A 15721-nucleotide genomic window follows, 5' to 3' on the forward strand; every position below is an offset into this window, starting at 1 on the left:
ATTATAATTAACCTTTCGTATTGATTATTTTTTCAATATTAAATTTTAATAACGCTATTGTTTTTTCACTATAAAAGTTGTATAATTAGAAAGTATTTGGAAATTAGAAAAGAAGGTTAAAAAACATGAGAGAAAATGAAATTGGAGAAAATTCCATGAGCGCAGGAGGACCACCTTCGGGGATTGGCGGGCCTCCAAATGGTGCTGGAAAACCGCCTGCAGGAACCGGAGGTCCTCCGCCGGGTGTTGGTGGTCCACCGCCGGGCATGGGAGGTCCGCCAAAAGGAATGGGCGGCAATCCTCTCGGATTTGCGCCTGTACGCTCACTGATGATGAAGTTTGCTATCCCGAGTATCGTCGGTATGCTGGTAAGTGCCCTTTATAACATGGTAGACCAGCTGTTTATCGGAAAAGCAGTTGGTACTCTCGGAAATACAGCAACTTCTATCGCTTTCCCGTTTACTACAGGCTGTATGGCACTCGCACTCCTCTTCGGTATAGGCGGTGCTTCGTGCTTTAATCTTACCCTTGGCATGGGCGACAAGAAGCGAGCCCCTTATTTTGCGGGTAATGCGCTTTCAATGCTGGTGATAAGCGGTATTGTAATGTCTGTTATCACATTGACTTTCCTTACTCCCCTGCTGAAACGTTTCGGAGCTACGGACGCTGTATTACCCTATGCAAAGGATTACGTGAGATATACGGCTTTCGGCTTCCCGTTCCTTATCCTTACAGCAGGCGGCGGACATATCATACGTGCGGACGGAAGTCCTAAAATGACCATGATATGCAACATAACAGGAGCTATCGTAAATACCGCCCTTGACGCGGTATTCGTCCTCGGTCTCGACTGGGGTATGAAAGGAGCAGCCATTGCAACAGTCATCGGACAGGTCGTTTCTGCTGTGCTCGTTATCTTCTACTGCTTCAACTTCAAAACCGTATATCTTTTCGGAAAACATCTTCTCCCTAAAGGTAATATTATCGGCAGAGTCTGCTCAATAGGTATGGCTTCCTGCTTTAATCAGGTGGCTATTGCCATAGTTCAGATAGTGCTCAACAATTCTCTGAGACACTACGGTGCGCTTTCAAAGTACGGTGCAGATGACCCTATCGCAGTTGCAGGCATCGTAATGAAGGTCAATATGATAGTATTCTCCATAGTCATAGGACTTGCTCAGGGTACACAGCCTATCGAAAGCTTCAACTACGGCGCAAAGAATTACGACAGAGTAAAGAGTGCCTTCTGGATGGCTGTGAAAGCAGGAGCCGCTATCTCATTGGTAGCATTTGTTATCTTCCAGCTCTTCCCAAGACAGATACTCAGCGCATTTGCAAACAAGGAAGCAAGCGAAGGCTATTACGAGTTTGGTGCGAAGTTCTTCAGGATATCCTTCTTCTTCACATGGATAAACTGTCTTCAGCCTATAACCTCTACGTTCTTTACTTCAATAGGAAAATCTATAAAGGGCGTTTTCCTTTCGCTTACAAGACAGATACTGTTCTTCATACCGCTTATGCTGGTACTTCCGCTGTTCTTCAAGATAAACGGAATACTGTATACAGGTCCTATAGCTGACGGTCTTGCCGCTATCGTTGCAATAATCATGGCAAGGTATGAGTTCAAGGATATGCACGAACGTGAATGGTATTGATAAGATAATATTGTTAAAATAAAAATAAAAATCCTGCGGTATTGATTTATTGCAGGATTTTTGTTATAATATTATAGTGATTTTTTGGGGTATAGCCAAGCGGTAAGGCACAGGACTTTGACTCCTGCATTCGTGGGTTCAAATCCCGCTGCCCCAATCCCTAAAAAACTCCCGACAGTCAGGCTGTCGGGAGTTTTTTTGTTTCTATGACATTCTGCAAAAAAGCTGCGGAATCCAAAGGAGTCCGCAGCCCTGCCGCATATTAAATGAACGGGAGAATTATTGCTGCAAGTATCATAAGTCCTGCAAGAGCAAGGACTACGATACGCATCCATGTTTTCTTTTCGGGAGTATGTTTAGTGCTCATTCATATCACCTCTCAGTGTCTTTTCTTCATGCGTTTTTTGCGATTTGGTATGTAATCCGAGTATATATCGGACTTTTTCTTGCCGCCGTAAGCAGCCTTTTTGCGGTCAAAATGAGGCTTGTCATCGGGACGTCTGCCGCTTCTGCGAACATGATCGCCGTCGCCCTTGTAGAGCTTGACCTCAACTTTATTGCCGTTTATCCTGATAGAATCCGTACATTCGATTATGTATTCGGACTCAGCTTCGGGAACTTCAACAGTAGTATGCTCGTTGAAAATGTCTATCTTTCCAAAGTCCTTGCCCGTCATGCCTGTAGCGTCAACAAGTGCGCCAAGTATGAAATTCGGAGCTATTCTTCGATTGCGCCCGATATTCATAACTATCTTTACTGTCTTTGCACCGCTGTTCCTGCCTTTTTTCAGAGGCTTCGACTTCTCAAAATCAGGGAGTGCATCTGTCTCTGCACGCAGCTGCTGAGCTATTACCCTTGCGGCTGCCTCACGATAGTCGATACCCATAGCCGCAAGTCTGTCAAGTATATCGTATGCGTCGTGACCTGCTGCGGCTTCTGATATATCCTTTATCACCGACTCTTTCTTCATGGCGATTATATCGTATTTGTCGGGAAGCGGCATTTCACGTATTTCGGCGTGGGTATATTTTTCAATTGCACGAAGGTCAAAAAGCTGCCTTCTGCCGCTTATGAGAGTATATGCAGTACCTGTTCTGCCTGCTCTGCCCGTTCTGCCGATACGGTGGATATAGTACTCGTTGTCCTGCGGCAGATCATAGTTGAAAACAGCGTCAACTCCGCTTACATCTATTCCTCTTGCAGCAACATCTGTAGCCACAAGTATCTCAGTGGACTTGTTTTTAAAGCTGTTCATCACCTGAGTACGCTGAATCTGCTTCATATCACCGTGGAGACCTGCTGCGCGGAAACCGTTCTTTACAAGTTCCTCAGTGAGCTGATCCACCATAGCCTTTGTATTGCAGAAAACCATAGCCGATGAAGGCTTATAGGCTGCAAGCAGAAGTCTTAAAGCGTCAGTCTTTCTGCCCATAGCCACTTCAAAATAGAACTGCTCGATAAGCTCAACTGTTTTCTGGGCAGACTTTATTTTGATATGAACGGGATCAGTCTGGTATTTTTCCGTTATAGCCATTATCTCCTTGGGCATAGTTGCAGAGAAAAGAACGGTCTGTCTGTCCTCGGGCATATCTGCAAGGATAGTCTCTATGTCCTCACGGAAGCCCATATTCAGCATTTCGTCGGCTTCATCGAGAATGACTGTGCGGATATTGTCAAGCTTGAGAGTCCTTCTGCGGATATGATCCATAACACGACCCGGAGTACCTATTATAATATTAGCTCCGCGTTTCAGCTCATGTATCTGTTTCTCCATGCTTGCTCCGCCGTAAACAGCTGATGACTTCACGCCTTCCTTGTACTTGGCGAATTTTCGTATCTCCTCATTAGCCTGCATAGCAAGCTCACGGGTCGGGCACAGTATAAGAACAACCGCAGACTTCCTGTCAGCTTCGGTGATGCTTTCAACAGCAGGGATACCAAAGGCTGCGGTCTTTCCCGTACCTGTGTTTGAACGTCCCACAACGTCCCTTCCCTCAAGCAGCAGGGGGATACTTTCCTGCTGTATTTCCGTCATCTCCGTATATCCCAGCTCATCTACAGCACGAAGAAGCTCCTGTGATAAATTCAGTTCATTAAAATGCATATGTATCCTTTCTTGTCTCCATTTAATTCCAATACTCTTTATAATAGCACAAAAAACCGAAAAGGTCAAGGGTTTTAAGCCTTTAGCTGCTTTTGAGCAGATCACGTTACCAATATAACGGTCTGTATGGCTCCGTATCTGCAAAATATCTGCTGTAATATATACGGAACACCGATGGCTCAGTTACAAATTTTATTGCCGCAGCAGTTGCTTTTCTGCTAAAAACATGGTATAATAAATCTATGTGTATATTATAGGTTTTCGGGAGTAGTTGTATGAAAAAATGGACAGTCGGTATGCCCGACAGAAAAACAGTATCTTCTCTTATGCTTAACTGCGGCGTGACCTCGCTCGCTGCTGCCGCACTTGCTGCAAAGGGATATTCCTCGCCTGAGTCAGTGGCGGAATCCCTCAATGTATCTGAGCTTTCAGACCCTTTTCTCATAAAGGATATGCAGAAAGCCGCTGATATCATTAATACTGCCATTGATAATGGCGAAAGAATATGCATATACGGCGATTATGACTGCGACGGCGTTATGTCTGCGGTCATACTCTATTCTTACCTTAATGAAGCAGGTGCCGACGTTATATACTATATTCCCGAACGCTCCGAGGGTTACGGACTCAATATGAAGGCTATAGATAGTATCGCCGCCGATGACGTTAAACTCATCGTAACTGTGGATAACGGTATTTCCGCGATTTCCGAGGCTGAATACATCTACTCGCTGGGCATGAAGCTTGTGGTCACCGACCACCATCAGCAGGGTGAGCAGCTGCCGCGAGCGGAGGCTGTTGTTGACCCTCACAGGCACGACTGCTTCTCGCCTTTCAAATATATGTGCGGTGCAGGTATTGCGCTAAAGCTTGTAGCTGCCCTCGACGGCGGTGACTACACTATGGCTCTTGAACAGTTCGGCGACCTTGCCGCAATTGCTACAGTTGCCGATATAGTCAGCCTTACAGGTGAAAACCGCTTCCTTGTATCCTACGGCATGGAGCTTATAAGCAACTCCGACCGTCCTTCGATAATGGCTCTGAAGGAAGTCTGCGGACTTGCGGACAAGCCAATAAACTCCCAGTCTATCGGCTTCGGACTTGCGCCAAGAATAAACGCCGCAGGGCGCTTCGGCTCTCCTAAAACAGCCGCGGAGCTTTTCCTGTGTGAGGACTACGATGAAGCCCTTGCCTCGGCACGAGAGCTGGACAGACTCAATAATCTGCGAAAAGACGCTGAAAACGCCATTGTTTCCGATATAGAGTCTATGATAGACAAGGATCCTCAGCTCCTCCGCGGAAGAGTTATCTTCCTCTGCGGTAAGAACTGGCATCATGGTGTTATCGGCATCGTTGCTTCAAGAGTTGTTGAAAAATTCGGCAAGCCCTGCTTCATCGCTTCCGACACTGACGGAGAGATACGTGGTTCGGCACGTTCCTTCGGTGAATTCTCCGTATTTGACGCACTCACAGCCTGCTCCGATGTGCTTGAAAAGTTCGGCGGTCATCTCGGTGCCGGCGGCTTCACCATAAAAAACGGAAAAGCTGAGCTTTTCGGTCAGCTCATTGAAAAATACGCTCTCGAAAACCATAAGGTCATGCCCGTGGCAGAGCTCAAAGCGGATATACCGCTGACTCCAACCGAGCTTACTGTTGAAAATGTAAAGGGACTTGACGTTCTCGAACCCTTCGGCACTGACAATGAAAAACCCCTATTCTATATAGAAAATGCGCAGATTCTTGATATAACGCCTCTTTCCGACGGCGCTCACACTAAGCTGCATATAAAGCTTGGAACAGCTCAGGCTGATGCACTTGTGTTCAGAAGATCACCTCGGGAGCTTGGTTTCTCAAAAGGCGATATCTGCGATATGATCGTCAATCTCGGAATAAACGAGTTCCGCGGAAAGACCTCTGTTAGCATTGTGGTAAACGATATACGTCCCCATATGTTCGAGCAGAGCAAATACTTCGCGGCAAGCTCAGCCTTTGAAGCCTTCCTCCGCGGCGAGGAGCTTCCCGGAAACTATTACCCAAGCATGAATCCGTCACGAGATGACGTTGTAAAAATATACAAGGCTATACCCGATGAGGGCATATGCTCGGATACGCTGTACATAAAGCTCAATGACAGGAATATCAATTACTGCAAGTTCTGCATTTCAACAGAAGCACTGCGGCAGCTGGGACTTGTCACGATCTCATGCACGGATAATAAAATAAAAAGAGTCAGGGTCTCGCAGAAAGCCGATCTGGACTCCGCAGCTGTGCTTGTCTCACTGAGGAACAAGCTGGCAAAAAGTTACTGATAAAGGAGAATAGATATGACAGAAGACATGAATGTATCAAATCTCATACATCACGAACTGGAGGTTCCAATACCCGAATCGGCTGTTCCAAGCAATCCTGAGGATTTTCTCAAGGATATACCTGATTTCAAGGACGATTTCACTATCGAAAAAATAATCCAGAAGATACTTACCGATGACAAACAGTATGACCTGAGCAAGATAATCTCGGCATACGAATTCGCTGCAAAGGCTCATGAGGGACAGAAACGTTCATCGGGGCAGCCCTATATAACTCACCCGCTTGCCGTCGCTTACACCCTGCTTGAACTGGGTATGGATACAGATACCATTTGTGCAGCCCTTCTGCACGATGTTGTCGAGGATACTGACGCAACCCTTGATGACCTGAAAAAACGATTTGGTCAGGACGTTGCACTTCTCGTTGACGGTGTAACAAAACTGAGCAAAATACCTACCTCAACAAAAGAGGAACAACAAGCAGAAAATATCCGAAAGATCCTCCTTGCAATGTCACAGGATATCAGAGTTATGATAATCAAGCTCAGCGACCGTCTGCACAATATGCGCACACTAAAATACCGTCCGCTTGAAAAACAGCGTAATACTGCCCTTGAGACTATGAACATCTACGCTCCTATCGCTCACCGTCTCGGTATCAGAGCTATAAAGGAGGAGCTTCAGGACTTAGCTTTCCACTTCCTTGACCCCTATGCATACTCCGAGATAGAAAATATCCTCGAAAACAAAAAGGAAGAGCGCGAAGCCTTCATCGAGATAATCAAGAGCCGTATAGCTCAGCGTTTCAAGACTGAGGATTTTTCTCAGCCACCGCAGATAGACGGACGAGTAAAAAGCATATACAGCATTTACCGAAAAATATTCATAAACCACAAGAACATCGACGAGATATACGATAAGTACGCTGTCCGCATCATAGTTACCACTATTGCGGAGTGCTATAACGTTCTGGGACTTATACACGATATGTTCAAGCCCCTGCCAAACCGCTTCAAGGACTATATCTCCACGCCTAAGAACAATATGTACCAGTCTCTGCACACCACCGTTCTCGGCAAGGAGTGTATCCCCTTTGAGGTGCAGATACGTACATGGGATATGCACGAGACCGCTGAATACGGTATCGCCGCTCACTGGAAGTACAAGGAAGGCATACAGGGCAAGGACAAAATGGAGCAGCGTCTTGCATGGGTACGTCAGGTCATAGAGGCTCAGCAGACCTCAGACGATGTTGAGGAAATAGTCCGCATCATCAAGACAGACCTTGACCCAGAGGATATAGTCGTTATGACTCCTAAGGGTATGTCAGTAAGTCTGCCCGTAAACTCTACTGTTATCGACTTCGCTTACCGTATCCATACCGAAATTGGTCACAAGACCACAGGTGCAAAGGTGGACGGAAGAATAGTTCCGCTGGATTATAAGCTCCAGACAGGTCAGATATGCGAAATAATCACCAGCAAGGATCCCGATAAAGGTCCTAACCGTGCATGGCTCAATATAGTTCAGACTAATGAAGCTCGCTCGAAGATACGCTCATGGTTCAAAAAGGAACGCCGTGAGGAAAATATTGTCGAGGGTAAAACTCAGCTTGAACGCGAATTCAAGCGTCACAGGATAAACCTTAAAGAGGAACAGTATACCGAGTTTTTGCAGGACGACTTCAAACGCCATAACTGCGATACTCTTGAGGATTTCTATGCTTCCATAGGCTACGGCGGTATACTGCTTTCAAAGATAATCCCACGACTTAAAGATAAGTACGAAAAGCTATACGAAAAGGACGGAGAAACGTCTGTAGTGCCGCTTATCAAACCAAAGCCCAACGGACGCAGCAGCATAGTCCTTGACCAGATAGACGATATGCTCATAAAGTTCGCACAGTGCTGCAATCCTCTCCCCGGAGATGATATCATCGGCTTTATCACACGAGGATACGGCGTTTCAGTTCATACAACAAGCTGTACCAACTATAAGGCTGCCCTTGCAAGAAACAATCCCGAGGAGCTTGACCGCTGGGTGGATATACAGTGGACTGACAGCAGCGATACTCAGCTCCAGACAAGCTTTGAGGTAACAGCTACCGACAGAGTAGGACTTGTATACGATATTTCCGCAGTTCTTCTCGAAGCAAGAGTACCTATCGTACACTCAGCATCAAGAGTCCTGAAAAACGGCAATGCTCTATTCGAGGGCACTATCGTAATTTCAAGCACAGAACAGCTCAAAAACCTTTTCGAGAAGCTCAGAAAAATAAAGGGCGTTATATCCGTTGAAAGAGCTGCTATTTAAGGAGAAATAAAATGAAGATACATCATTTACAGCTCGGTCCTCTCCGTGCTAACTGCTATATAGTCGAGACCTCACCGGGTCGCTGCGTGGCTGTTGATATCGGCGGCGACAGCAGACTGTTCCTGGAATTTCTCAAAATGAGAAAGCTCCGCCTTACAAAGATACTCCTTACACACGGTCACTTCGACCACATCGGCGGAGTTGAGGAGGTACGCAAGGCTACGGGAGCTGAGGTATATATCCACGAGCTCGATGCACATATGCTGGAAAGTGCTGCTCATTCGCTGGCAACAAATATGTCATTTATGACATTCACGCCAGTTACCGACTGGACCTGCGTTTACGGCGACTGCTATATAAACGACGGAGAATGTGAATTCCGCGTACTCCATACTCCGGGACACTCTCAGGGAAGCGTATGCTATATCTGCAAGGACGCTATTTTCTCGGGAGATACTCTTTTCTGCTGCTCTGTCGGAAGAACTGACTTCCCTGGCAGCAGTGCTTCTGCTATGACCTATTCGCTGAACAAGCTGTATCACCTTGAAGGCGATTATAAGGTATACCCGGGTCATAACGAATCTACCACCCTTGACTATGAACGTGAGTCAAACCCGTATATGGGTCAATTCAGAGGATAAAATGACGACTGATAATTCAAAAATGCCGATTATATTAATCGGCAATTCTTTTAAATATGAAATTGAAGCCACATTGAAGCTGTTCTTCAATACCGCACGTTACTCCTTTGGAAGTGAACGCGCAGAGGCTTCGGGCGATGCTTATGTTATCGCCGAAGTAAATGGCAATACCCTTTCCGCGGTGGTAAAGCTCAAAGGCGAGACTGCCGTAAGGAGAGAACTGACTGTCTCCGACTCCGAGGACAAGGAGCATGAGATATGCCGCCTTATCTATCACATACTCTCCGAAAAGACGGGAATAACTCCGCCGTGGGGACTTATGACGGGTATCCGTCCCGTAAAGAAGGTCATCGAGCTCATGCGTCAGCAGCTACCCGAGGAGGAGATCTTTACAAGACTCAGGGATAAATACGAGGTCTCGGATAAAAAACTCAGACTTGCCTATGATACGGCTGTAAATCAGATGCCCATACTTGACAGGATAGACAGCTCGGCTGTAAGCCTGTACGTTTCTATCCCCTTCTGTCCTACAAGGTGCAGCTACTGCTCGTTTGTGTCTCACTCTATGGACTCAGCCATAAAGCTCATGCCCGAGTATATCTCCGCACTATGCCGCGAACTTGAAATAATCGGCAGGATAGTAAAGGATACCGACACAAAGATAGACACTATCTACTTCGGCGGCGGTACTCCCACTTCTGTTTCAGCTCAGGAGCTGCGCACTATCATGGGGACTGTGGAGAAGAACTTCGACCTTGACAAAGTCCGCGAATACAGCGTTGAAGCAGGCAGACCCGATACCATTACCGAGGAGAAGCTCCGCGTTATAAAGGAGCTTGGTGCAGGACGCATCTCGGTAAATCCTCAGACTCTCAACGATGATGTGCTGAAAGTCATCGGCAGACAGCACTCGGGAAAGGACGCTATAAAAGCCTTTGAGCTTGCAAGAAAAGTCGGCTTCACCAATATCAATACCGACCTTATCGCAGGTCTGCCCACAGAGTCCGCAGAGAGCTTCCGCAATACCCTTGACCGTATGATAGAACTTGATCCCGAAAGTATAACCGTACATACACTTACTATAAAGCGTTCGGCTAATCTCTTCGAGAAGGGCAGCGAAAATATTAAAAATCCTGCCGCTGAAATGGTAGACTACAGTATCCCTGCCCTAATGTCACAGGGCTATCTGCCCTACTATATGTACCGTCAGAAGAACACGGTGGACAACCTCGAAAACGTTGGTTATGCTAAAAAAGGCTTTGAAAGCTATTACAATATCTTCATTATGGACGAAACTCAGACCATTCTCGGTGCAGGCTGTGCGGCTTCCACAAAGCTTGTCTACCCTGACGGCAAGATAGAGCGTATCCATAATTATAAATTCCCTTATGAGTACATCAGAAGCTTCGACAGGCTCATGGATAAAAAGGAGGAGGTTACGGAATGCCTGAGAAAAATCAAGTCTGTACAGCCGAAATAACTGCACTTACCTCCGAGGGCAGCGGTGTTTGCCGCGTTGACGGAATGGCTGTATTCGTGCCTGAGACCGCTGTGGGCGACCTGTGCGAGATAAAGATAGTAAAGGTGCTGAAAAGCTACGCATACGGTATCGTTGAAAAGATAGTAACTCCTTCGGCTGACCGTATCGAAAACGACTGTCCTGTATATAAGAAGTGCGGAGGCTGTCTGCTGAGGCATATCACATATGAGGCTGAATGTCACACAAAGAATAACATAGTCCGTGATGCCTTCGAGCGTATAGGCGGTCTTTCACCCGAATTCGACGCCTTCCTCGGCGCTCTTGAAACAGAACATTACCGCAATAAGGCTCAGTACCCTGTTGCAAATATAGACGGCAAGGCTGTGTGCGGATTTTTCGCGCCGCGAAGCCACAGGCTCGTCCCCGTTACGGACTGCGCTTTACAGCCGCAGATATTCCGCCATATCCTTGATACTATAATGGATTACATAAACGAGAAGAAGCTCTCTGCCTACGATGAAACTTCAAATACGGGTATAGTAAGACATATCTATATCCGCCGCGGAGCTCATTCAGGCGAGATTATGGTATGCATAGTGGTGCGCAAGGATATTTCGCGTCAGCTTTCCGCGCTCTGCCGCAAACTAAGCGAGAAATTCGAGGATATCAAGAGCATTATAATGAACATAAACGACAGAAAGACCAATGTTATTCTCGGTGATAAATGTGTGACTCTGTGGGGAAATGACACTATATCTGACGTAATGTGCGGAAATAATATTGAGATATCTCCCCTTTCCTTCTATCAGGTCAATACTGTACAGGCTGAAAGACTCTATGCAAAGGCTCTGGAATATGCTTCACCAAATGGCAGTGAGGTAATTGCAGACCTTTACTGCGGTGCGGGTACTATAGGTCTTTCTATGGCTAAACAGGCTAAGAAGATTGTTGGTGTGGAGATAATCCCTCAGGCTGTTGAAAATGCAAAGAAAAATGCTCAGCGCAACAGTATTGATACTGCGGAATTCTACTGCGGCGATGCAGGTGAGGTATTCGGTAAGCTCCGAAAAAGGGGCTGTGCTCCCGATATAATAGTTGTCGACCCGCCGCGGAAGGGCTGTTCTGCCGAGACTATCGACGTTATCGCTGATGCTGCTCCCCAAAAGATAGTTATGATATCCTGCAATCCGGCAACTGCCGCAAGAGATGCAAAGCTCCTCAGTGAAAAAGGCTATAGCGTGGAGAAGGTCTGCGGTGTTGACCTATTCCCGAGAACAGGGCACGTTGAGTGCGTGGTTTTAATGTCACGCGTTAAATAATTTCATGCCTTTATCAGGCATATCCTTTATAAATAGGAGTGATATATTTGGCAAAGGAAAATAAAAAGTTTATGATACTGTCGGCTATCGGCATTATCATGGTCGTTGACTCTCACACATGGGGCACATTTAATTTATTCGCCAATTTCTTTCCCTTCAACTCGTTCTTTATGCCCATGTTTGTTTTGATCTCAGGCTACTTCAACAGAGTAGACAACAAAACGAATCTCTGGAAATACACATTAAAAAAAGTAAAAACTCTGCTGATTCCCTACTGGGTAGTTTCGGCTCTGGCTATTCTCCTGGAATGGCTCATGCTGTGCTATAAAACAGAGGCTATACAGCCGTTTTTGTTCGATTACAGGGCAAAAGCCTTTCTTAACACTTTCACCAGCGGCGAGATAACCACTATTGCTCTGCCAATGTGGTTCGCACCCATGCTGTTTGCAGTTCAGGTAGTCTACGCAATAATGAAAAAATTCCTGTACAAGATATGGAACAGCAAAATAATCATTGTTCTTTTTGCCGCCTGCCACATCTGGGTCGTATGGTACGCAAAGGGACATGATCTCAATGAAAAGCTGCTTCTGCCGCTGAAAGTTCTGTTCTTCCTTGTTTTCATTGAAATGGGTATCCTTTACCGCGATGTACTGGAGGAAAAGCTCAAAAAGGCAAATCACCTTTTACTGCTGTCCATACTTCTTATGATAAATATGATAAGAATTATGATAATGCCTAATGAGTATGATGTTGCATTCGACAGTCTGGGAACACTTACAGGCTTTACAAGTCCATATGCCGTAACTCCCCTTATCTCCGCAATTGTGGGTATGCTCTTCTGGATAGAGGTCGTTGACCTCATAGGCAAGCCTTTCTATAACAGCAAGGTAGTTAACGCTATTTCCGAAAATACCTTCTATATTATGAGCTTGCACATTGTTTTCTTCAATATCCTTAACTGCATACTCTTTACTATAAACAAATTCAAGGCTCTCCCGTATTTCGATATAGAAACATTTCAGGAGTCAAACTGGTACCGCTGGGAATACGTTCAGCAGTTCCGCTATCTTTACTTCTTATTCGGAGTACTGGGTCCTGTGGGACTTATTATGCTGTACGACCGCTTCATAAAAAAGCCCGCATTAAAACTTATAAAAGGCAATAAGGCAAAAACAGGAAAGGATAAGACCTGATATGAAAGCACGTTTTCATCTGCCCGATTTTGCAGGGCATTTCAAATTCAATGTTGTATTCGCGGAGCTCCTCGAAAAACGCCCCGAATATTTCCGTGAGGGCGTTGAGATCGCTTCCGTTTACGGTGTGTTCCCCCCTTCTATCTGGAACGGCGGACGTACACAGGGCGGTGTCTGCGAAAAAAACTTTATAAAGGCAGTTATCAACACATTCAATAACAGAGGAATACCGCTCCGCTTTACCTTTACAAATCCAATGCTTGAAAAAAAGCACCTCAACGACGATTTCTGCAACATGGTCATGCACCTTGCCGATAACGGTCTCAATGAGGTCATCGTAATGTCTCCTATTCTGGAGGAGTATATCCGCAGGGAATACCCGAATTACAAGATAACCAGTTCCACCTGCAAGCGTATTACAGACGCAGAAAAGCTATGCAGCGAGGTGGAAAAGGACTACCACATCGTTGTTATCGACTATGACCTGAACCATGACTTTGAAACTCTGAAAAAAATCCCCGACAAGAAAAAATGTGAGCTGCTGGTAAATGCCTGCTGCAACCCGAACTGTCCTTCCCGTTCTGAGCATTACAGGGCTATAGGCTTACAGCAGATAGCCTACTCTAATCATGTTAGAAAGTACCCGAATGTCCCATTCGATACAAAAAAGCTTGTGGCAGAACACCCCGAGATACAGAAGTTTGCAGAATGTCCCTGCTCACAGCGTTCACTTTTCGATGTTGTAAAGCTGAAAAATCATATCTCTCCCGATGAGATATGGGAAAAATATATCCCTATGGGCTTTGAGCAGTTCAAGATAGAAGGACGTACCTTTGAAACACTTAATCTGCTGGAACACTATATGTATTACATGATAAAACCCGAATGTAAGGATAAGGCTCGCTTTGAGTTCCTGAACTGGCTGGAGGCTAACGACGTTATAAAGATACTGGAATAAGATCTTATCATCATAAAGGAGCGATAATATGACAGAAATAAAGCTTCTCCCCCTTGAAGAGTCCGACAGGGAGCAATTCATTAAAGATAATCAGGAAGCATTTAATTACGGTGCTCTCGAAGAATTCGGACTGCGTGACGACAATTTTGAGGAGGACGGTGAGATAATCTCACGCAGGACTATAGAGGAGTCTATTAACGAGGGCTCTGCTTTCCGTATATTTCAGGACGGCAAAAAGGTCGGCGGTGCAGTTATAAAGACCGAATACGACCACGGTGAGCTCGAACTGCTTTTTGTTTCCCCTTCCGTACACAACAACGGTATCGGCTACGCTGCATGGTGCGAGATCGAGGATATGCACCCCGAAGTAGCTGTGTGGGAGACAATTACGCCATACTTTGAGACACGAAATATCCACTTCTACGTAAACCGCTGCGGTTTCCACATTGTTGAATACTTCTGCGAACAGCACAGCTTCCCGAACGAAGAAGACGGCAAACACTCTGATATGTTCCGCTTTGAAAAAAGGCTGCCTGTTTCTCACGAAGCTTTACAGGAACAGATAAAGCGCGTCACTCACTACGAGGATATCATGCAGACAGCTCTGAAACTGAACGAAGGATCTCCCGAACTCCGCAAGCTGCTTATAGAGCTGCGGGCTTACTACGTAAGCGATGCGTGGAAACGTGACTTCACCTCCGACGAAGCAGGTCTTTTCCCGAAGGAACTGAAACGTGGAGTTCTGTCTGAGGACGGTATCTATAATCTGCTGGAAGAGTACGATATATAGGCATCTGCTTAGTATAATGCCAAACATTTGAGGCTCAACCCTTGAAATCATATCTCTGATATGGTATAATGTATGCGAAACATTCATTATACATGATCTGATGCCCATGCAGATACGCCATCGGGCAATTGCCATAATGCTTTGCTTTTATGGTATAATTAAAAAGTATTGTTTTTATAACGATAAAAGAAAAGAGGAATTACTTATGTCCAAAAATCATATGGAAAAAATAAAATGCCCTAAGTGCAATCATGAGTCAGAAATGATGGTCTGGGAAACTATGGACACTAAAACCGACCCTCAGATAAAAGCTATGATCAGAAACGGTGAGGCTTTTGCATGGCACTGTCCGCACTGCGATAACAAGTCCCTTATTTTCTATCCTACTCTCTATCATCAGGTAAGCGACAAGTATCTGCTCTGCTATGTCCCAGGTAATCCCTCATCTGCTGTTGAGCTTATGGATACGATCAATGAGAACAATGACAGCGGCTATAATTTTGATGACAGCTATACCAAGCGTGTTGTTTCCGATATCAACCAGCTCCGCGAAAAGCTTCTCATACTCGATGAAGGACTTGATGACCGTGTCCTTGAGATACTGAAGGTGTTCGCAATAGCTGAATTGCAGAAGAGCTTCCCTGACCTTAACGTTATGGAGATTTATTTCAACAAGGAAGATGACGGCTCACACTGCTTTGCTGTAAAGTTCGACAACAATGAATGGGGCAGAACAAATATTGACAAAAAGTCCTACGATCATGTTGCCGAGTCATTCAAAATACCTCTTTCTATCAATAATGAGTTTATCATTGATACAGAATGGGCTATATCAGTAATAGAAAAAGAAATATAAGCCCTTTTTCTCTTTGGTAAATTTGCACATTTTTCGCAATATCATTCCGACATTTTTGTGAAAGCTCTTGATTTTATTTAAAAGATATGTTATAATAATTATA

The 15721-nt window shown here is 45.4% G+C and carries 11 protein-coding genes and 1 tRNA gene; 11 read left to right on the forward strand and 1 reads right to left on the reverse strand.

Features of this window, described 5'->3' with window-relative positions:
• Window positions 1–125: 125 nt before the first annotated feature.
• Both BUB28_RS04900 and BUB28_RS04905 read left to right on the forward strand, forming a co-directional pair.
• Window positions 126–1655: an MATE family efflux transporter gene (locus BUB28_RS04900; protein WP_081373379.1), complete on the forward strand. Its 1530-nt coding sequence runs from the start codon at window positions 126–128 to the stop codon at window positions 1653–1655.
• An 85-nt stretch (window positions 1656–1740) separates the two neighbouring features.
• Window positions 1741–1812 (forward strand) — tRNA-Gln (locus tag BUB28_RS04905).
• A 222-nt stretch (window positions 1813–2034) separates the two neighbouring features.
• Here the strand turns inward: BUB28_RS04905 and BUB28_RS04910 are convergent.
• Window positions 2035–3759, reverse strand: a complete 1725-nt coding sequence (locus BUB28_RS04910; protein WP_072949411.1) for a DEAD/DEAH box helicase — start codon at window positions 3757–3759, stop codon at window positions 2035–2037.
• Between the two features lie 275 nt (window positions 3760–4034).
• On the opposite strand from BUB28_RS04910, the gene recJ reads away from it, so the two are divergent.
• The 9 genes from recJ (at window position 4035) to BUB28_RS04955 (ending at window position 15618) form a co-directional block, all read left to right on the forward strand.
• Window positions 4035–6068, forward strand: coding sequence for a single-stranded-DNA-specific exonuclease RecJ (gene recJ, locus BUB28_RS04915; RefSeq protein ID WP_072949413.1), 2034 nt, complete (start codon window positions 4035–4037; stop codon window positions 6066–6068).
• Window positions 6069–6083: 15 nt separating this feature from the next.
• Window positions 6084–8381: a RelA/SpoT family protein gene (locus tag BUB28_RS04920; protein ID WP_139277508.1), complete on the forward strand. Its 2298-nt coding sequence runs from the start codon at window positions 6084–6086 to the stop codon at window positions 8379–8381.
• An 11-nt stretch (window positions 8382–8392) separates the two neighbouring features.
• Window positions 8393–9022, forward strand: a complete 630-nt coding sequence (locus tag BUB28_RS04925; RefSeq protein ID WP_072949415.1) for an MBL fold metallo-hydrolase — start codon at window positions 8393–8395, stop codon at window positions 9020–9022.
• Between the two features lie 22 nt (window positions 9023–9044).
• Window positions 9045–10502 (forward strand): coproporphyrinogen dehydrogenase HemZ, encoded by a 1458-nt coding sequence (hemZ, locus tag BUB28_RS04930; protein ID WP_072949541.1) that lies wholly within the window; start codon window positions 9045–9047, stop codon window positions 10500–10502.
• Window positions 10466–11821 (forward strand): 23S rRNA (uracil(1939)-C(5))-methyltransferase RlmD, encoded by a 1356-nt coding sequence (rlmD, locus tag BUB28_RS04935; protein WP_072949417.1) that lies wholly within the window; start codon window positions 10466–10468, stop codon window positions 11819–11821. The genes hemZ and rlmD overlap by 37 nt, the downstream gene beginning before the upstream one ends.
• Window positions 11822–11868: 47 nt before the next feature.
• The gene (locus tag BUB28_RS04940; RefSeq protein ID WP_072949419.1) at window positions 11869–13014 is read left to right on the forward strand and encodes an acyltransferase family protein; all 1146 of its coding nucleotides are present in this window, start codon (window positions 11869–11871) and stop codon (window positions 13012–13014) included.
• Window position 13015: 1 nt separating this feature from the next.
• Complete coding sequence (locus tag BUB28_RS04945; RefSeq protein ID WP_072949423.1) at window positions 13016–13972, forward strand: hypothetical protein; 957 nt, start codon at window positions 13016–13018, stop codon at window positions 13970–13972.
• Window positions 13973–14000: 28 nt separating this feature from the next.
• On the forward strand, window positions 14001–14762 hold the full coding sequence (locus BUB28_RS17350) for a GNAT family N-acetyltransferase (protein ID WP_072949425.1): 762 nt from the start codon (window positions 14001–14003) through the stop codon (window positions 14760–14762).
• Between the two features lie 220 nt (window positions 14763–14982).
• The gene (locus tag BUB28_RS04955; protein WP_207647075.1) at window positions 14983–15618 is read left to right on the forward strand and encodes a CpXC domain-containing protein; all 636 of its coding nucleotides are present in this window, start codon (window positions 14983–14985) and stop codon (window positions 15616–15618) included.
• Window positions 15619–15721 lie beyond the last annotated feature (103 nt).

Origin of the sequence: Ruminococcus flavefaciens (assembly GCF_900143025.1) — a bacterium.
Taxonomy (GTDB): Bacteria; Bacillota; Clostridia; order Oscillospirales; family Ruminococcaceae; genus Ruminococcus; species Ruminococcus flavefaciens_I.